10 protein-coding genes are annotated in these 20,456 nt (G+C 48.0%); all 10 read right to left on the bottom strand.

Going from position 1 to position 20,456, the window contains the following annotated elements; all coding sequences use genetic code 11:
• Position 1: 1 nt before the first annotated feature.
• The 10 genes from ACO6V5_RS01950 to ACO6V5_RS01995 all read right to left on the bottom strand — a co-directional run bounded on the left by ACO6V5_RS01950 (position 2) and on the right by ACO6V5_RS01995 (position 20,455).
• On the bottom strand, positions 2-1,405 hold the full coding sequence (locus ACO6V5_RS01950; RefSeq protein ID WP_422138529.1) for a V-type ATP synthase subunit B: 1,404 nt from the start codon (positions 1,403-1,405) through the stop codon (positions 2-4).
• Positions 1,406-1,942: 537 nt separating this feature from the next.
• On the bottom strand, positions 1,943-2,944 hold the full coding sequence (gene argF, locus ACO6V5_RS01955) for an ornithine carbamoyltransferase (RefSeq protein ID WP_422134598.1): 1,002 nt from the start codon (positions 2,942-2,944) through the stop codon (positions 1,943-1,945).
• 512 nt (positions 2,945-3,456) lie between these two features.
• Positions 3,457-5,580: a hypothetical protein gene (locus ACO6V5_RS01960; RefSeq protein WP_422134597.1), complete on the bottom strand. Its 2,124-nt coding sequence runs from the start codon at positions 5,578-5,580 to the stop codon at positions 3,457-3,459.
• A 19-nt stretch (positions 5,581-5,599) separates the two neighbouring features.
• A complete protein-coding gene (locus ACO6V5_RS01965) occupies positions 5,600-7,516 on the bottom strand; it encodes a hypothetical protein (RefSeq protein WP_422411089.1) in 1,917 nt (638 codons plus the stop codon).
• Positions 7,517-7,586: 70 nt separating this feature from the next.
• Positions 7,587-9,701 (bottom strand): hypothetical protein, encoded by a 2,115-nt coding sequence (locus ACO6V5_RS01970; RefSeq protein ID WP_422411087.1) that lies wholly within the window; start codon positions 9,699-9,701, stop codon positions 7,587-7,589.
• A gap of 49 nt (positions 9,702-9,750) precedes the next feature.
• Positions 9,751-11,793, bottom strand: a complete 2,043-nt coding sequence (locus ACO6V5_RS01975) for a hypothetical protein (protein WP_422411085.1) — start codon at positions 11,791-11,793, stop codon at positions 9,751-9,753.
• 321 nt (positions 11,794-12,114) lie between these two features.
• Positions 12,115-14,247, bottom strand: a complete 2,133-nt coding sequence (locus tag ACO6V5_RS01980) for a tetratricopeptide repeat protein (protein ID WP_422411083.1) — start codon at positions 14,245-14,247, stop codon at positions 12,115-12,117.
• Positions 14,248-14,313: 66 nt separating this feature from the next.
• On the bottom strand, positions 14,314-16,470 hold the full coding sequence (locus ACO6V5_RS01985) for a tetratricopeptide repeat protein (RefSeq protein WP_422441909.1): 2,157 nt from the start codon (positions 16,468-16,470) through the stop codon (positions 14,314-14,316).
• A 102-nt stretch (positions 16,471-16,572) separates the two neighbouring features.
• Positions 16,573-18,876, bottom strand: coding sequence for a hypothetical protein (locus tag ACO6V5_RS01990; RefSeq protein ID WP_422492051.1), 2,304 nt, complete (start codon positions 18,874-18,876; stop codon positions 16,573-16,575).
• 595 nt (positions 18,877-19,471) lie between these two features.
• Positions 19,472-20,455, bottom strand: coding sequence for a transposase (locus tag ACO6V5_RS01995; protein ID WP_422441907.1), 984 nt, complete (start codon positions 20,453-20,455; stop codon positions 19,472-19,474).
• Position 20,456: the final 1 nt, after the last annotated feature.

A 20,456-nucleotide genomic window follows, 5' to 3' on the forward strand; every position in this document is an offset into this window, starting at 1 on the left:
TTTAAGCCTCTGTCGCAGCTGTTTCCGAGCCAGACTTTTCAGTGGCCCCGGCGGATTCTCTGGCTTCGTCAAGACCAGGCCAGTACTTGTCCAGCAGGCTCTGTTTGAGCAGGGTTTCTTCGGGTTCAAAACATTCAGCCAGTGTCTGCCAGCAAAGATCCAGGGCTTCTTCCAGACCCATCCGGGCTTCAAGAACCATGAAGCGACTTTTGAATTTTTCACCGAAGGCGATCGCTTTCAGGTCGTAGCTGGACAATTCAAAGGCCATGGCCTGTTTCTGCTGGGCATTCACAGAGTCGGAGTAGAAACGGATCATGGTGTTCATGATGTGAGCATGGTCGTCGCGGGTTTCTTTGCCCTGAATCATCTGTTTCAAACGGGACAGAGAACCGAATGGATCAATGACGCCATTGTGCAGGTAGAACTGACCTTCGGTGATGTAACCGGTGTTATCCGGCACCGGGTGAGTGACATCGTTGCCCGGCATGGTGGTTACCGCGAGGATGGTGACAGAGCCTGCACCCTTGTAATCACAGGCTTTTTCATAACGCTTGGCCAGCTGGGAGTAGAGGTCACCCATGTAACCCCGGTTAGCCGGGATCTTGTCCATTGCTACGCCGATCTCTTTCATGGCGTCAGCGTAGGAGGTCATATCGGTTAGCAGAACCAGAACCTTCTTGCTTTCGTTCACGGCAAAGTGCTCTGCCACTGCCAGCGCCATATCAGGCGTCAGAAGACGTTCAACGGTCGGATCAGAGGCCTGGTTGGTAAACATGACGGTTCGGGAAGATACACCGGCTTCTTCAAAGGTTGTACGGAAGAAGTGGTAATCGTCGAAGATCAGGCCCATGCCAGCAAACACGACCACGTCAGCTTCAGCCTGAATGGCAATACGGGCGAGGAACCGGTTGTAAGGTTCACCGGCCACCGAGAAAATGGGGATCTTCTGTGATTCAACCAGGGTGTTGAATACGTCAATCATTGGAACATTGGTTCGTACCATTCTTGACGCCAGTACACGACGGACTGGGTTTACCGACGGGCCGTCAATTTCAACCTTGGGGTCTTGCTCCAGAGCCGGACCACCATCAATAGGTTCACCGGCACCGTTAAAAATGCGGCCCAGGATGTTGGGAGAATAGGTGGCTTTCATAGGCTCGCCCAGGAAGCAGACGGAGGCATCAGTAGAGAGACCCTTGGTGCCGGCAAATACCTGCAGGGAAACTTCTTCGTGATCAATCTTGATGATCTGGGCCAGGGAATAAACCTGTCCGTTTTGTTCGATCATCGCCAGATCGCCATAGCTGGCCCGGGAATTGCCTGCCGTCAGGTTAGGCACTTGAACGCGAATCAAGTCACCAACAATGCTGAGAATGTTGGTGTATCGCAATAGACTCTGGGGCATTTCTGCTCCTCTATACGGCTTGGGAACTGAAAAATCAGGACGATTGACCGGAAAGCCGGAACTTAATCACCATGTGCCTCTCTTAACCTAAAAAAAGAAACTCATGGTCATGGCGGTTCAGGTCAGGATCAAAGGGCCTCTGGTTAATCATAAGTTATCTGTCGCCTATAAACTTGAGGGGCTGGCGATCAGATACTACCGGGCTGCAGAAGGTTTTGGAGTGATAGCTCCGCAGTCTCTGCAGCAGCCGGGTTGCATTGCAAAATTTACTCAATAGTAGACAATTCCGGACGTTTCAGTCTCGAGACTTTGTCAGGTTCACTCTTGGCACAATAAATATCTCTCTTCGATTACCGTCGTTTTGCTCTGACCGGTCAGGCTCCTAGGAGCCTGACCGAGAATAGACTGCCCTACTGCGGCGGCAGCAAATTGGTCTGAAAATCCGCTTTTGTTCGTCAAATAGCTCGCTATTCTCCTTACAAAACCGAATTTTCATCCTCAATTTTCTGCCGTCCTCGCTACGGGCGCTATTCTCGGTCAGGCTCCTAGTGTAGCCACCATAACGGCCTTGATGGTGTGCATACGGTTTTCTGCCTGATCAAAAACGATGGAGTGTTCAGACTCAAAAACATCTTCCGTTACTTCCAGGCCCGACATGCCGTATTTACTGGCAATCTCAAGGCCAATAGTCGTTTCATCGTTATGAAAAGCAGGCAGGCAATGCAGGAATCGGGCGTCAGGATTGCCCGTTTTTTCAAGCATAGAGGCATTCACCTGATAGGGCGTCATCAGACGTACACGCTCATCCCAGGCCGCTACCGGTTCACCCATGGAGACCCAGACATCGGTATAGATAAAGTCACATTCATGCACCGCTTCTTCTACGGACTGTGTGACGGTGATTCTGGCTCCTGATTTTTCTGCTAATGACTGGCAGCGTTCGAGCAGTTCCTGGGCAGGGGTATAACCTTCTGGTGCGGCAATTCTGAAGTCAACGCCCATTTTGGCACAACCTACCAGAAGTGAGTTCGCCACATTATTCCGGCCATCGCCTGCATAACAAAGCTTAAGTTTGTTCAGGGGGCGCCCTTTGCCATGTTCCAGCATGGTCAGAAAATCTGCCAGAATCTGAGTCGGGTGCCAGTCATCGGTCAGGCCATTCCAAACCGGGACGCCTGAGTATTCTGCCAGTTCTTCAACATGCTGCTGGGAGTGGCCACGAAACTCAATGCCGTCGTACATTCTTCCCAGAACCCTGGCAGTGTCTTTCACAGATTCTTTACTGCCCATCTGTGAGCCACCGGAAATGTAAGTCACATTGGCACCCTGATCAAAGCTGGCTACTTCAAAGGCACAGCGGGTTCGGGTGGACGCTTTTTCAAAAATCAATGCGATGTTGCGACCCTCAAGAAAACGGGGCTCGTTACCGCTTTTTTTGGCCTGCTTCAGCTGCGCTGACAGATCGAGCAGCGAAGCAATATCCTCTTTAGTGAAATCAAGCAGTTTCAGGAAATGGTGGTTGGGCAGTCTGAAATCCATCGTTTTACTCTTGCTTTTTGGTAGGCGCATGGTTACATGCTAAATGCACTGGTCGTATCTTCCGGTGGCACTCCAGACGTAAAGGTACACGATTCCGGGAGGCAATAGAGTATATGCGCAAAAACCGGATGACACTACGTAGAATTACTATTAATGTTGCTGCTCAAAGTAGATAAGGCTCTCGTAATCAGTAAGTACTTACGTTATGTTTTTCATCTAAAGGATTAAAACCCAAGAGCTTCTATTTCTTCACGAGCAATATTGCGCACCACAAAATGCAAACTACCGCTATGTGCTAAAGAGTAGGAGGTCGTTATTTCCGCGAAGGAGGCTGTCGCAAAGGCGGGAATCATTCAGCTCGAGTTAACAAGCTTGCAGTCATACCTGCTGGCGAGTAAACACTCACTCTTTTATATCAAGGTTCGTTACGAAATTGTCCCCTTCAGAGATCGTGTCGTCACCAGAATATACGCAACTAAACCCTCAGTTCTTCAGGCTTTTTTCAGTCTTGGTTACTCTTTGGAAGCTCGTACCTTGTCAAGGGCATCAAATTCGATGCATCGCCAGTATCCGTTTTTTTCTGTCGGTACACGGAAGGGGTCGACAGATCGTGCTCTTGAGAACCATTTATTCCATTCTTGATCACTGGCCCCCATCATCCTGAGACAATGGGCTTTTTGCGAATAAGCTCCAGCATTTGGAGGGTAATTTTTTATGACGGATTCCACAAACTCAAGCGCCTTGTTAAGGTTATCTTTTCCTGCCGCCGCGCCATCTTTGCTTATCTGCTTACAAGCCAGAGCATAATAGTGGATCGAGGTCGCCAGCAATGTGTTGGCACTTTTCGGATACCCGGCAATCATTTCCATAAACCCTACTTGCCCAATGAATAATTTAAACAGTGCCGATTCACATTCATCCGAACGATATCTTGTATAGCAATGCTGAAGCAGTCTTATAGCCGGTTCCGTTTTGCCAGCCGTTTGCCAGAGTCGCGCCAGAGCCAGGTCAATGTCATGATGCCCGGAAGGTTGCCACAGGCTCTCTTCACTATTATCGGGGTGTTTGCCAGTCATGTTCAGCAGCAGTCTTTCAGCCAGTTCATATTTGCCAAGCGACTGCCAGAGTCGCACCAGAGCCAGGTCAATTTCATAATGCCCAAAGGGCTTGCAAAGGACTTCTTCACCGGCATCAGGGTGCTTGCCAGTCATGTTCAGCAGCAGCCTTTCAGCCCACGCAAATTTGCTTCTTCCCTGCCAGTGTCGTACCAGAGTCAGGTCAATTTCGTGGTGCCCGCAGGGCAGGCACAGAGACAGCTCACTGGCATTGGGGTGCTTGCCGCTCATATTCAGCAGCAGTCTTTCAGCCAGTTCATGCTTCTCCATTACCTGCCAGTGTCGCACCAGAGTCAGGTCAGTGTCATAATTCCCACAGAGCTTGCAGAGGGCCTCGACACTGGCATCAGGATGCTTGCCACTCATGTTCAGCAGGAGTCTTTCAGTCATTTTATATTTGCCCATCAGCTGCCAGTGCCGCGCCAGACAGAGGTTGACATCATGATAAGCACAGGGCTTACACAGGGCATCCTCGGTGTCATCGGGGCGTTTGTTGCTCATGTTTAACAGCAGCTTTTCAGTCAATTGATGTTTGCCCATTATCTGCCAGTGTCGCGACAGGCAAAGGTTAATGTCATGGTGCTCACAGGGAGTACAAAGGATTTCCTCAGAGGCATTGAGGGGCTTGCCACTCATTTGCAGCAGCAGACTTTCAGCCGGTTTATGCTCACCCTTACACTGCCAGAGTCTTACCAGAGAAATATTGACGGTATGAAGGTATTTACTTAGTTTCTTTATGGTGCGAGGAAACGTCGATAACCGCAGCTTTTCAGTCAGCTCTGACTTTAAGTTCTGAAGTAGCGGTTCAACCAGCTCATATTTGTACAACAGCTGCCACTGCCTGGTCAGGCAAATATCAACTTCGTAATTGCGGGAAGGTTTGCACAGCGTCTGCACATTAGCATTGGGCTTTTTGTTACTGAGAGCTAAAAGTCGTGCTTCAGCGTGGAGGTTTCTTCCAAGTAGCTGTTCACAGCGGCTCAGGGTTAGATCAAGGTTATGAATGGTTGACGCCCCGTACTCAGTGAAGGTTCCGGTCAATCTGAGTTCTTCCAGAAGATAACAGGCCTCTTTCAGCTTTTCGTAGGTTTGTTCTTTCAACGATCTTGCAAGCCCTATGACTGAGCTTTGGTAGTGGAATTCACCCAGTACGGCCCTGCCATTTTGTATGATCCTTCGGAACATTCTTTCAACATTGATAAAATTTTTTTCTTTTATTAGTTCATCGAAAGCGCTATCGATCTGTTTTTGAATAGCTTCAGGACAACGGGCATTCGCCCTTGTTTGAAACTCCCGGGGAAAGCGCGATTGGAATACAGTTGTTTGCCGGTTCCTGATATTGGAGGGTCTGTTCCAATGTTCCCAGGCACACTGAGCAGGTTGATTAAACACTAAAGCTTTCGGGTCTATGGCAGATGGACGCTTTGTTGCATTATGGTCAGAACCTGAGGCACGATGCTGTAAAGGTTGCGATATTGTTCCGGTCGCAGCGCTGATTGTTGGTGGTAATCCGTAATTCATAGCAATCTAATCTCTCTGGCTATGCCTCTGAATCTGATGGGCATAAAGGTTCATGTTTATTTGCTTGCTCTGTGGGGCTTAACATTTTCTGAAGAGCAGCAGATTCGCAGCTTCGCCAGGACGAATTTTTATTCTTATATGTCCGGCTGGAGTCAAGTAAGTTGGCTTTATTGAAACTGGCTCGCCATACCTCCTCACTGGCGCCCATCATTCTGAGACAGTGGGCTTTTTGTGAATGAGCGCTTGCATTCAGGGGGTACTTCTCCAAAGTTGATTCCACATATTGAAGAGCTTTATTGAGATTATCCTTTCCTGATTTCAGGTCATCATTGATGATCTGTTCACAAGCCAGATTGAAATGATGGATCGAGGTAACCAGCAATGTGTTGGCACTTTCAGGATAATGGCTAATCATCTCCATAAATCCTGTTTGCCCGGCGTACAGACATAACAGAGATAATTGAAATTCATCCGAATGATAAAATTTGCTGCAACGCCAGAGCAGTCTTTCAGCCAGTTCATTTTTGCCCGTCACCTGCCAGATGCATGCCAGGGCCAGGTCAATGTCATGTTGCCCAGAGGGCTTGCACAGGATGTCTTCACTGTCATGGGGGTCCCTGCCACTGATGTTCAACAGCAGCTTTTCAGTCAGTGTATGTTTGCCTATTACCTCCCAGTGTCTTGCCAGAGCGAGGTCAGTGTTATGATGCGCACAAGGTTTGCATAGGTTTTCTTCACTGTCATCGGGATGCTTGTTGCTCATGTTCAGCAGCAACTTTCCGGTCATTTCATGTTTGTCCATCTCTTGCCAGAGTATTGCCAGAGCCAAATTAATCTCATGCTGTGGACAGGGCTTACACAGGCTTTCTTCGCTGCCATCAGGGTGCTTGCCACTCATGTTCAGCAGCAGTCTTTCAGTGCGTTCAGATTTGCCCATCATCTGCCAGACGCGCGCCAGAGCCAGGTCAATGTCACGATGCTCAGAGGGGCTGCACAGTACCTCCTCACTGGCATTGGGATGTTTAACAATCATGCTAAGCAGCAGGTTTTCAGCCCATTCATATTTACCCGTCAATTGCCAGTTTCGAGCCAGAGCCAGGTTTACGGTATGGAGATAGCTGTGCCGTTTTTGTGAAGTGACAGCGGACCGGTTTGAATGCAGCTCTGTAAACAGTGCTTTTCCCATGTTCATCAGAAGTGCTTCAGTCAGCGTGTTTTTTTTCATCAACTGCCACAGTCGGGCATTAGTAATATCTGCGTCAAAATTGCCAGAAGGCGTGCACAGTGCCTGAACATCGGCATCGGACTTCAGGTTCCTCAGCGCTATAAGTCGTGTTTCAGCTTCAAGGTATTTTCCCAGTACCTGTTCACATCGGCTCAGGGTCAGATCAAGGTGATGGATGGTCGAAGCCCTGAACTCGGTAAACGATCCAGTCAACCTGAGTTTTTCCAGAAGAGAGCAGGCTTCCAGCTGTTTTTTTCGGGTTTGCTCTTTTAGCGACCTTGCAAGCCCTATGGTAGCGTTCTGGTAGTCAAATGTGCTTAGTATCTGCTGGTTTTCGTTTAAAATGTTCCGGAATGCTGTTTCTGCATCGATGAATTTTCGTTTTGTCAGTTCTTTGAATGCATCATTGATTCTGCCTTTAATATCCGCAGAGTCTTTTGGCTCGGTCCATTGCGAAAGTGTCTGGGGTATAAGCGTTTGGCATGCCGCTGCCTGTCGGTCTTTAATGTCTGAAAGTTTGACCGAATGCTCATGAACACGCTGAGCATGCGGAATAAATACTGAAGCTTCAGGGTTTAAGGTGTATTTGCTTTTTGTTGTCGAACGGGTTGTTGTCGAACAGGTTGTTGTCGAACTGGCGGCAGCAGCCGAACCAACGGCAGCGCTCGAATGGGCTGCGTTGCTCTTGACTGGCGGTAATCCGTAACTCATAGCAATCAAACTCTGCTGAAAAACTATGCTCTTGGACAGTTAATGGAGATAAAAGTTCATCTTGATCCATTCAGTCTGTGACGTCCCTTATCTTCTGGAGGGCAGCTGATTCCATGATTCGCCAGCAGTCGTTTTTGTCCTTCACTGCACGAAAGGGTTCAAGGAATGTTGATTTTAGGAACAGCTCCCGCCATACAGGCTCTGCTGCACCCATCATTCTCAGGCAGTGTGCTTTTTGCGAAAAAGCGCCTGCACTCGGAGGGTACTTCTCCAATGCTGATTCAACAAGCGCAAGAGCCTTGTTAAGGTTATCGTCTCCTGACTTCGGGCCATCCTTTATTATTTGCCGACAAGCCAGATTGAAATAGTGTAAGGAAGCTGCCAGCAGTTTATTGGCGCTGTCCGGATACAGGGCCATCCTTTCTATAAACACTGATTGTCCAATCGATAAACACAACAGTGCTGATGCACATTCATCCGAACGATACAAGGCGAAGCAACGACTAAGCAGTTTTTCTGCTGACTCATAGTTGCCAGCCTTTTGCCAGGTTCGAGCCAGGGCCAGGTCGAGCTCTTGATTCCCGGAAGGTCTGAACAAGTTGTCCTCACTGTCATTGATGGACTTGCCGCTCATACTCAGCAGCAGTCTTTCACTCCGTTCATGATTACCCGTGACTTGCCAGAGTATTGCCAGCGCCAGATCAATAGCATTTCTGCCAGTGGTCTTGCACAGATTCTCCTCACTGTCGGCGGGGCACTTACCACTCATGTTCAGCAGCAGTTTTTCAGCCAGTTCTTGTTTGCCGATCAGCTGCCAGTGTCGCACCAGAGTCAGATCAATATTACAATGCCCACTGGGCTGGCACAGGGTCTCCTCGTCGTCACCGGGATTCATGCCAGTCATGTTTAGCAGCAGTCTTTCAGCTCGTTCATGTTGGCCTGATATCTGCCAGTGTCGCACCAGAGCCATGTCAGTGTAATAATTCCCACAAGGCTTGCACAGGATCTCCTCACTGTTATCGAGACGCTTGCCACTCATCTTCAGCAGCAGCCTTTCAGTCCGTTTATCTTGGCTCATTATCTGCCAGAGTCGTGCCAGAGCCAGATAAAAATCATATTTTCCAGAGGGCTTTAACGGGATATCCTCACCGTTATCAGGGTGCTTGCCAATCAGGTTCAGCAGCAGTCTTTCAGCCCGTTCGTATTGACCCATCAATTCCCAGAGTAGTGCCAGAGCCAGATCAATATCATTTTTTCCAGAGGGCCTGCAGAGGATCTCCTCACTGTCATCGGGGTGCTTGCGAGTCATGCACAGCAGCATGCTTTCAGCCCATTTGTATTTGCCCATTACCTGCCAGTGTCTTGCCAGAGCGAGATTTACGGTATGAAGGTTTCTACGCAGTGCCTTGACAGTGGGAGCTAGTGAGGTCAATTGCAACCGGGACATCAGCTTTGCTCTCAGTTTTATCAGCAGTGTTTCAGCCAGTGTGTGCTTTTCCATAAGCTGCCATAGTCGTTCATTAGCAATATCAGCGTCAAAATTGTCAGAAGGTTCACACAGGGACAGCTCATCGGCATCAGGCTTTTTGTTTCTCAGTCTCGAAAGTCGTTTTTCAGCATCAATATACTGTCCCAGCGCCTCTTCACATCGGCTCAAGGTCAGGTCAAGGTTATGAATGGTCGAGGCCCCGAAGTCATTGAGCGGTGCTTTCGACCTGAGTTCTTCCAGACAAGAGCAGGCCTCTTTCTGTTTTGAGTAGGTTTGCTCTTTTAGAGACCTTGCAAGTCCAATGACTAAGTTCTGGTGCTCGAATGTACTTAAGCTGCTCTCGTTTTTGTCCAGGATGAGCCGGAAAGCTGCTTCTGCATCTATGAATTTTTTATTTGTCAGTGCTTCGAAAGCCTTGTTGATCGCTTCTGTAATGGCATCAGGACAGGAAACATTCGTCCTTTGCTGAAATGTCCGGGAAGCAAAGGTTTCATCTGCAGTGACCCGCCTGCCAGAAATAGTTGGGAGCCTGTTGGAACGATCATCAATACGTTGAACGCGTTCAGCACGTGGAATGAACACTGGAGCTTCAGGGTTGAGGTTAGAGGTATGCTCTGAACCTGTCGCACGATTCTGTGACGGTTGTGATGTCGTATTGCTTGTGGCGCTGGCTGTTGCTGTAAATCCGTAACTCATGGCAATCAAAACTTCCGGGAAAACTAGGCTCTTGGACAGTTAACGGATATTAAAGTTCCTTGTGATCCATTTGCGCTTTGAGCCCCTGCAGCTTCTGAAGAGCAGTAGCTTCGTTTCTTCGCCAAAACTCAGTTTTACGCACATGCCCACGGTTGATGGCGAGGGAAGTGGCTTTTTTGAAGTATTTCTTCCATTCCTCAACGGTGGCACCCATCATTCTGAGACAATGCGCTTTTTGTGAAAGACCGGCCGCACTGGTGGGGTACTTTTCCAGGAGTGATTCCACAGTCTCAAGGGCTTTACTCAGGTTTTTATTTCCTGACTCCGGTTCATCATTTGTTATCTGTCCACAAGCCAGAGTGAAATAATGGATTGAAGTGGCCAGCAATCTACTTTCACCTTCCGGATAGCGGCTAACCAGTTCCATAAATCCCGGTTGCTCGCAAGATGAGACCAGGAGTGTGAGCTGACACTCCTTGGATTGATATAACTCACTGCAATTTTTAATCAGCCTCTCTGCCAGCCAATGTTTGTCAATCATCTCCCAGACGCGAACCAGAGCCAGATCAATGTCATGACGTCCGCAAGGTTTGCAGAGAATGTCCTCACTGGCATCGGGATGCTTGCCACTCACCTTCAGCAGTAGCTTCTCAGCGAGATGATATTTTTTTGTTGTCTGCCAATATCTCACCAGGGCCAGATCGACAGCATCATGGCCAGAGGGTTGGCACAGAATATCCTCACTGGCATCGGGATGCTTGTTACTCATGTTCAGCAGCAGCTTTCCAGCCCGTTCGTGTTGGTCCGACTCCTGCCAGAGTATCACCAGGGACAGGTCAATCTCAGAGTGCCCGGAGGGTTTGCACAGAATTTCCTCAAGGTTATTGGGGTGTCTGCCACACATACTCAACAGCAGCCTTTCGGCCAATCTGTGTTTGCCCCCATGTTCCCAGTGATACGCCAGAGTTATGTCAATTTTGTAATGCCCACAAGCCTGGCAAAGGAGATATTCACTGGCTTTGGGGTCCTTGCCACTCAGGTTCAGTAGCAGTCTTTCAGTCAGATGATGTTTTCCTGTTACCTCCCAATTTCGTGCCTGAGTCAGATCAATATCAAGCTGTCCAGTGGGTCTGCACAGGGTGCTGTCACTGGCATTGGAGGGCTTGTTACTCATGTTCAATAGCAGTTTTTCAGCCAGGTGATTTTTGCCCGACACCACCCAGTGCACAGCCAGAGCCATGTTAATGTCATGATGCCTGCAGGGTTTGCACAGTATGTCCTCGCTTGCATTGAGGGGCTTACCGCTCATGTTCAGAAGCAGCTTTTCAACCAGTTGATATTTGCCCATTTCCTGCCAGACTATTGCCAGGGTCAGATTCACGTTGCGATTTTCACAAGGCTTGCAGAGCACCTCTACGCTGGCACCCGGGTGTTTGCCACTCATGTTCAGCAGCAGACCTTCAGCCTTTTCATAATGGCTTTTCCCCTGCCAGAGTCGCACCAGAGCAATTTTTACGATATGGAGGTATTTATCCAGTCTTTCGGTAGTTTCAGTGGAAGTTACAGTGGATTGTCTCAACTTCAGCTCAGTTATCAGCTGTTTTTCCATGTTCAGCAGGAGTGTTTCAGCCAGTGTGTGTTTTTTCATAAGCTGCCATAGTCGTGTACTGGCGATGTCAGCGTTAAAATTGTCAGAAGGCTTGCACAGGGTCTCCTCATCGGCATCCGGCTTGATGTTTCTCAATGCTGTAAGTCGTGCATCAGCATCAGCGTAATGTCGAAGTGCCTGTTCACAGAGACTCAGGGTCAGATCAAGATCAGGAATGGTTGAAGCCCCGTGCGCAGTGAACCTTCCCTTCAACCTGAGCTCTTTCAGAAGAGAGCAGGCTTCTTTCTGTTTTTCGTGGGTTTGCTCTTTGAGCGACCTTGCAAGTCCTATCGTCAGGTTTTTCCATTCGCGATCACTCAGTTTATTCTTGTCTTCCTTCAAGATGGTCCGAAATGCTTCTTCTGCATTGCTGAATTTTTGTTTGCTCAGCTCTTTAAAGGCGTCATTGATTTTTGCTCTTTTAGCACTCTTGGGTGGTGTCACACTATCGCTTTGCTGAAACGTTTGTAGTGAAGGGTTTTGGCTTGCCTTTGTTTGCCGGTCCCTGATATTTGATCTGTCAGGATATTGGTGACCACGTTGAGCATGCGGACAACGCGGAATAAACGTTGGAACGTTCGTGCGTGCGGAAGATTGGCTCTTTTCGGTCGCATCCCGATCTGAACCTGACGCACGATACCCTGGCGGTTGTATTGTCGAACTGTCCGTGGTGCCGGTGGTTGCTGTTAATCCGTAGCTCATAAGTCACACAACATACTTGTAAAGTTATGCCTTTGGACAGCAAACGAACAAAAAAGTTCATGCTTACCCAGGTACCTGATCAGGTAATTTTTTAGTGAGACCCCTTAACTTCTGAAGAGCAGTGGCTTCGTTGCCTCGCCAAAAATCAGTTTTACTCCTGTAGGCCCGTCCGGGGTCAAGGGATTCTGCTCTGTTAAACCATTCCCTCCATTCTTGCTCACTTCTACCCAGCATTCTGAGACAATGCCCTTTTTGTGAATAAGCTCCCGAATTGACAGGGTATTTTTCCAGTGCCGATTCAACAATCTCAAGCGCCTTCATAAGGTGATCGCTGCCTGCCTTTGGGTCATCATTTGTTATATGCTTACAAGCCAGACTGAAATAATGGATTGAGGTAACCAGCAAGGTATTGGCACTTTCCGGATAGCGGCTGATCATTTCCAGAAATCCCGCTTTCCCGGCAGACAAGCCCAACAGGGTTAATTGACATTCATCCGAATGATATAACTCACAGCAACGCCTGGATAGTCTTTCAGCCTCTTCAAATTTGCCCATAACGGTCCATAGTCTTATCAAAGCCAGGTCAATCTGTTGATTCCCGGAAGGCTTGAACAGGCTGTCTTCATCGGCATTGAGGTGCTTGCCACTCATGTTCAGCAGCAGACTTTCAGACAGTTCAAATTTGTTCATATTCTGCCAGAGTCGTGCCCGGGTCAGGTCAATGTTATGATGCCCGAATGGCTTGCACAACTCTTTCGCAATAGCTCCGGGGGGCTTGCCAATCATCTTCAGCATCAGCTGTTCAGACCATTGATATTTGCCCATCATTTGCCAGAGTCTCACCCGAGCCAGGTCAATTTCCAGGTTCCCACAGGGGCTGCACAGGCTGTCTATACTGGCACCGGGATGCTTGCCAGTCATGTTCAGCAGGAGTTTTTCAGCGAGTGTATATTTGCCAACAACCTCCCAATATCGCACCAGAGTCAGATCAATCTCATGGTGCCAGCAAGGCTTGCAAAGTTCTTCCTCGCTGGCATCAAGATGCTTGCCACTCATTTTCAGCAGCAGCTTTTCAGCCAATTGATTGTTGCCTACCTGCTCCCAATACCGCATCAGAGCCAGGTCAGTCAGATAATTCCCACAGGGGGTGCAAAGGGTCTCCTCGTTGGCATCAGGGGGCTTGTTACTCATGTTCAGCAGCAGTTTTTCAGTTCGTTTATGTTTGCCGACAGTCTGCCAAAGTCGCGCCAGGGTCAGATCAAGGTCGAACTGCCCAGAGGGTTTACACAGTTCTTCTTCACTGTTATTGGGGTTCTTGCCACTCACGTTCAGCAACAGCTCTTCAGCCAATTTATATTGGCCCGTCTGCTCCCACTGTCGCACCAAAACAATATTTACGGTACGGAGTTTTTGATGCAGTTTTTCAACAGCTGCAGCGGATTGCTTCTGCTGCAGCTTTTCAGTCAGCCTTGTTTTCATATTTAGCAGGAGTGTTTCAGTCAGCGTGTGTTTTTCCACAAACTGCCAAACTCGTGTAATAGTCATATCAGCGTCAAAATCGTCAGAAGGCTCGCACAGTGCTTTCACATCGGCATCGGGCTTTTTGTTTCTCATTCTTAAAAGTCGTGTTTCTGCATCAAGGTATCGTCCCAGTGCCAGTTCACTTCGGCTCAGGGTCAGGTCAAGGTTATGAATGATCGAGGCCCCGAACTCATTGAGCGGTGCCTTCGATCTGAGCTCTTTCAGAAGGGAACATGCTTCTTCCTGTTTAGCCCGGGTTTGTTCATTCAGAGACCTGGCAAGCCCTATGTGCATCTTTTGGTAGTCGTATTGGCTCAGTATGTCCTGGTCTATGCATAAGATGGATTGAAATGCCACTTCTGCACTTCTGAATTTTTGTGTTTTCAGTGCATCGTAAGCGTCATTTATCCTTTTTACCGTATCATCAGGGTATGTTGGTTTCTCTCTCCATCGATGAAACTTCTGAAGTACATCGGTTTTGCGTTCAGTGGCTTGTCGGTCTCTGATATTTGAGGGGGTGTTCCATTGATCAGCACCCTGATTACGAGGAACAAACGGAGCGGCTTCCGGGTTTAAGGTAAATCGACGTTCTGTTGTTACAGAATCTGCATCCTGTGGCGGTTGCGGTGTCGCACTGGTCGCAGGGTTGGTGATTGGAGGTAGTCCGTAACTCATAGCAATCTAAAATGATTGGAAACTTATGCTCTTGGACGGCAAACGGGTCTGAAAGTTCACTGATATCTATCTGACCTGTGAGGCCAGCACCTTTTGAAGAGCGGTAGATTCGTTGCTTCGCCAAAAATGACTTTTAACCTTATATACCCGAGCAGGGTCAATAGCTTCTGCCCTGCCAAAGCATTCTAGCCATTCTTGCTCACTTCTGCCCTGCATTCTGAGACAATGCGCTTTTTGCGAATAAGCTGCCGCATTGGAAGGGTACTTTTCCAGTAACGATTCAAGAATCTCAAGCGACTTATTAAGGTTATCGTTTCCTGCCTCCGGACCTTCTTTTATTATCTGCTCACAAGCCAGTTTGAAATAGTGGATTGAGGTAGCCAGCAGGGTGTTGGCACTTTCCGGATAGTGACTAATCATTTCCATAAATTCGGGCCACCCGGAAGATAGGGTTAAGAGCATATACTCACATTCATTCGTCTGATACAAATCACGGCAACGCCTGAGCAGCCTTTGAGCCCATTTGTTTCTGCCTATCATTTCCCAGGAGCATACCAGAGCCAGATCAATGTCATGATGACCACAGGGTCTGCACAGGCTTTCCTCACTGTCATTGAGAGATTTGTTACAAATATTCAGCAACAGTCTTTCAGTTTGTTCAGGTTTACCCATCACCTGCCAGAGTCGCGCCCGAGCCATGTCAATATCATAATTTCCACTGGGCTCATACAGGATCTCCTCAATGTCACTGGGGTGCGTGCCAATCATGTTCAACAGCAGTTTTTCAGCTCGTTTATATTTGCCTGTATTCTGCCAGTGTCGTACCAGACTCAGATCAATGACATGCCGCCAGCAGGGCACGCACAGGATCTCTTCTCTGGCATCGGGATGCTTGCCACTCATGTTCAGCAGCAGTTTTTCAGCCAATTTATTTTTGCCGATCTGCTCCCAATATCGCACCAGAGCCAGGTCTGTTTGACCATTCCCACAGGGCTTGCAAAGGGTCTCCCTGTTGGCACCTGGATGCTTGCCACTCATGTTCAACAGCAGTCTTTCAGCTCGTTTATGTCTGCCAATTATCTGCCAGAGCCGTGCCAGAGTCAGATCAAGGTCATGATCTCCACACGACCCGCAGAGGGTCTCCTCGTTGTCATTGGGGTTCTTGCCACTTATATTCAGCAACAGTTTTTCGGCCAGCTCATTTTTGTCCATTGTTTCCCAGATTCGCACCAGAGCCAGATCAATGCTTCGCTGGCCAGTGGGTTTGCACAGAATCTCCTCAGGGTCATCGGGACGCTTGTGACTTGTTTTCAGTAGCAGCTCTTCAGACTGGTGATGTTTGTCCATCAACTGCCAGATTCGTCCCAGAGCCACATTGACGGTATCGAGGTATTTACGCAGTTTTGATGTATCAGGAATGTATGGTTTTGACTGCAGCTCGTTAATCAGCTCTGCTTGTATGTTCATCAGGAGTGCTTCAGCCAGCCTGTGTTTGCCCATAGACTGCCATAGTCGGGCATTAGTAATGTCTGCAGCATAATGGCGAGAAGGTTTGCACAGGACCTCCTCATTGGCATTGCACCTTTTCTCTCTCAGTCTCAAAAGTCGTAGTTCGGCATCAAAGTGCCTTCCAAGTGCCTCTTCACAGAGGCTCAGGGTCAGATCAAGGTGATAAGTGGTCGAAGCCCCGAAGCTGGTGAATGTTCCATCTAACCTCAGTTCTTCCAGAATAGAGCAGGCTTCTATCTGTTTTTCGAAGGTTTGCTCTTTTAGCGATCTTGCAAGACCGATGGTTATGTTTTGCTTATCGAATGAACTCAGTATGCCCTGGTTTTTGTGTAAGATGATCCGGAATGCTTTTTCTGCCTCTGTGAAATTTTTGTTATTGAGTATTGCGAAAGCATCACTGACCTCTTCCTCAATAGCTTCAGGAGATGAGCTCTTAGTGCCCGGGTGAAAGGTCCGGGGAGTAACCCCCTGGTATTCAGAGGCCTGACGGTCTGAAAGAGTTGAGAGTATGTTCGAACGTTCTTGTACACCTTGATGAAGTCGCCTGCCTGGAATAAACGTTGGCGCTTCCGGATTTAAGGTAAGCCTGCGCCCTGTTGCTGCAGCCGCATCTGAACCTGACGCACCATACTGTGACCGTTGCGATGCCAAAGTGGTCGTTGAGTTCGAACTTGTGGTAGCACTGGTTGTTGGTAATCCGTAACTCATAGCCATTTAAACTCTCTGGAAAACATTACCCCGTCTGCCTGAAGGTGACACCTTCAGGCAGACGGGGTAGTCGTTGGACAGTCAATGGACAAAAAAGTTCATGGCTATCTACTTAACCTGTGAGGCCAGTAACTTTTGCAGAGCAGTGGTTTCGTTGCTTCGCCAAAAATCAGTTTTAACCTTATATGCCCGGCCGGGGTCGATCATTTCTGCTCTGTTAAACCATTCCCTCCATTCTTGCTCACTGCTTCCCAGCATTCTGAGACAATGCGCTTTTTGTGAATAAGCTCCCGCATTGAAAGGGTATTTTTCCAGTGCCGATTCAATAATCTCAAGTGCCTTCATCAGGTTATCGTTTCCTGACTTCGGACCTTTTTCTGCTATCTGTTCACACGCCAGGCTGAAATAATGGATCGAGGTAACCAGCAAGGTATTGGCACTTTCCGGATAGTTGCTAATCATTTCCATAAATCCTGCCTGCCCTGCAGATAAAGCTAACAGCGTATATTCACATTCATTCGTTTGATACATATCACGGCAACGCCTGAGCAGTATTTCAGCCCATTTATGTTTGCCTGTCTTTGCCCAGACACATACCAGAGCCAGATCAATGTCATGATGACCAGTGGGCTTGCAGAGGCTTTCTTCACTGACATTGAGGGACTTGCTACTCATGTTTAGCAATAGCCTTTCAGTCCGTTCAGGTTTATCCATGATCTGCCAGAGTCGCGCCCGAGTCAGGTCAAGATCATTATGTCCACTGGGCTCACACAGGATCTCTTCAGTGTTATTGGGTTGCATGCCAATCATGTTCAACAACAGTCTTTCACTCAGGTGATATTTGCCCACAACCTCCCAAAATCGCACCAGAGTCAGATCAATGACATAATTCCAGCAGGGCTTGCACAGAATCTCTTCACTGGCAACGGGATGCTTCCCACTCATGTTCAACAGCAGCTTTTCAGCTAATTTATATTTGCCCGTCAGCTCCCAATGTCGAACCAGAGCCAGGTCAATTTCATGATTCCCAGTGAGCTTGCACAGTTCATCCTCGCTGGCACAAGAGTGCTTTTTACTCATGTTTAGCAGCAGCTTTTCAGCTCTTTGATGTTTGTATAACTTCTGCCAGAGTCGCACCAGAATGAGATCAGTGTCATGATGCCCAGAGGGCTTACACAGGACCTCCTCATCGTCATTGAGGTGCTTACAACTCATGTTTAACAGCAGTTTTTCAGCCAGCTTATTTTTGTCTGTCTGTTCCCAGGTTCGCACCAGAGCCAAGTCAATGCCTTGATGGCCAGTGGGCCTGCACAGAATCTCCTCACTGTCATCGGGATGCTTGCGACTCATGCTCAGCAGCAGTCTCTCAGCCCGTTCACGCTTGTCAAAATCCAGCCAGATAATAACCAGAGCCAGGTCAATGTCTTTACGATCGGAGTGCTTGCAGAGCTTGTCCTCATTGTCATCGGAGCGCTTGCCAATCATTTCGAGAAGAAGCTCTTCAGATTGTTGTTGCTTGTTCATCAACGGCCAGATCCTTCCCAGAGCCAAATTGACGGTATCAAGGTATTTACGCAATCTTGCTGCTTTAGGCGCGTATAGTGTTTTCTGCAGCTCGTTAATCAGCTCTGTCTTTATGTTCAGTAAGAGTGTTTCAGCCAGCGTGTGTTTGCCCATAGACTGCCAGAGTCGGGCATTGGAAATATCTGCGGCATAGTAGCGAGAAGACTTGCACAGCTGGTTCTCATCGGCATTGCGATTTTTTCTTCTCAGTCTCAAAAGTCGTCTTTCGGCTGCAAAGTTCCTTCCAAGTGCCTCTTCACAGCGGCTCAGGGCCAGATCAAGGTTATGAATGGTTGAAGCCCCGAACCTGGTGAATCTTCCATCTAGCCGGAGTTCTTCCAGAATAGAGCAGGCTTCTTTCCGTTTTTCGAAGGTTTGCTCTTTTAACGATTTTGCAAGACCTATGGTTATGTCCTGCTTCTCGGATGAACTCAGTAGGCCCTGGTATTTGTGTAAGATGAGTCGGAATGCTTTTTCTGCCTCTATGAAATCTTTATTATTGAATATTGCGTAAGCCTCATTGATATTTTTCTCAATAGCTTTAGAAGAGGGCCTTTTCGCCACTGGTTGAAACGTCCGGGGAGTACGCCCCCGGTATGCAGTTGCTTGCCGTCCTGAAATATTTGAGGATCTGTTCGACGGTTGATGAACATCTTTTAGAAGTTGGGCTCGCGGAGCAAGAGATTTAGCTTCCCGGTCTGAGGTAGATGGTTGTTTTTTTACCGCATCAGCATATGAACCTGACGCACAATACTGAGACGGTTGCGATGTCACAGTGCCCGGACTGGTCGTGGTGCCCGAACTCGCGGCAGCACTGGTTGTTGTTGGTAATCCGTAACTCATAGCCATTGAAACTCTCTGGAAAATGGGTACCCCGTTTGCCTGAATGTGTTGCCTGTAGACAGAAGAGGTAGTTTTTGGACAGTCAACGGACAAAAAAGTTCAGGGTTATCTATTTAACCTGTGAGGCCTGCACCTTTTGAAGAGCGGTGGTTTCGTTGCTTCGCCAAAAAAAAAAAAATAAAAAAAATAAGACACCCATTAAATAAATAAGACATTTAAAAACTGTATTCCCAAAAAAGGATCTGAAAACCAACCGAAAAAAATAAGACACCCATTAAAGAAAAAAAATAAGACATCCATCACCCAAAAATAAAAAAATAAGACACCCATTAAATAAATAAGACATTTAAAAACTGTATTCCCAAAAAAGGATCTGAAAAAAAAGAAAATAAGACACCCATTCAATAAATAAGATATTTAAAAACTGTATTCCCAAAAAAGGATCTGAAAACCTATCTTCGAATAGCCTATCAGCGAGCCACACAGGAGCATTCGACGAACAGAGGCTGCTCGAGCCATGTTCAGACGACACAAACTTATTCCGACTTAAAGTCGAGGAGGGATAAAGAGAAAGTGTTTAATTTCTTAACTGACTTCTACGCTAACTTGTCAGATACAACCGCCTGCAGGCGTTTAAACCTCGAAGCCACTTCTGTCCGGCTTCAAGTGCATAAGCCTTCATCGCCTTCAGACGGCCAACTGCCCGATAAAAACGATTATTCCATTGCATGGTTTTCAGCCACTCATCCGGATCAATTTCCAATCTTTCAAGAATCGGAGGGGTGCACGACGGGATGGAACCTTTCTTGTCTGTTCTGACAATGCGACCACTCCAGTCAACCAGTTCCAGATAGTCGTGAAGAAGGTAGGGAAGGGCAACGTCCGTATTCTGGCCCTGCGAACAAAAAGGTTTCAGGGTCAGCGGCTGTTTTTTAGTCTCAGAATGTGTAACCTGCTCCACGCGTTCCTGAATCGACGTGTAGTCTGATGCTTCCGGTGTTTCTACCTTACCAGCCCGAATCGGATTCAAGTCAACGTAGGTCATGCAGGTCAGTAAGGCTGCTTCGTCCAGCAATGCCTGGCTTTTAAAGCGTCCTTCCCAGAAGCGTCCTTTACACTCGTCTTCTTTGTTGGCCTCACGAGCAAGATGTTCATTCAGGCAGCGCATAAACCAGCTGATATCCGTTAAACGACGCCGGTATTCCTCAGCATATTCATCAATACGGGCCAATTCAGCGCTGCCCAGTTTGTCAGCGGCCAGATGCCTTTGCACCAGAAGTGGGCCTGCGAACAAGGTCGTCCAACGATGAAGCACTTCATTCCGTGACCAGCCTCTGGCAGATGACTGATTGATGTGCAAAACCACATGATAATGATTCGACATGACAGCGTAAGCGCAGACTTCGATAGCAAAGACAGAAACCAGTTCCCGGAGTTTATCCACCACCCACTGGCGGCGATGCTCGTAACTCTTGCCAGTCAGGTGGTTCTCTCCACAGAGGTAAGCCTGACGAACACATCTTGCCATGCAGTGGTAATAAGGCGTTGAGCCGGGATCAATCAGGGTACTGCGAGCTTGGGCCATG

It is taken from the genome of Endozoicomonas sp. ALD068, from assembly GCF_049310145.1.
GTDB lineage: Bacteria > Pseudomonadota > Gammaproteobacteria > Pseudomonadales > Endozoicomonadaceae > Endozoicomonas_A.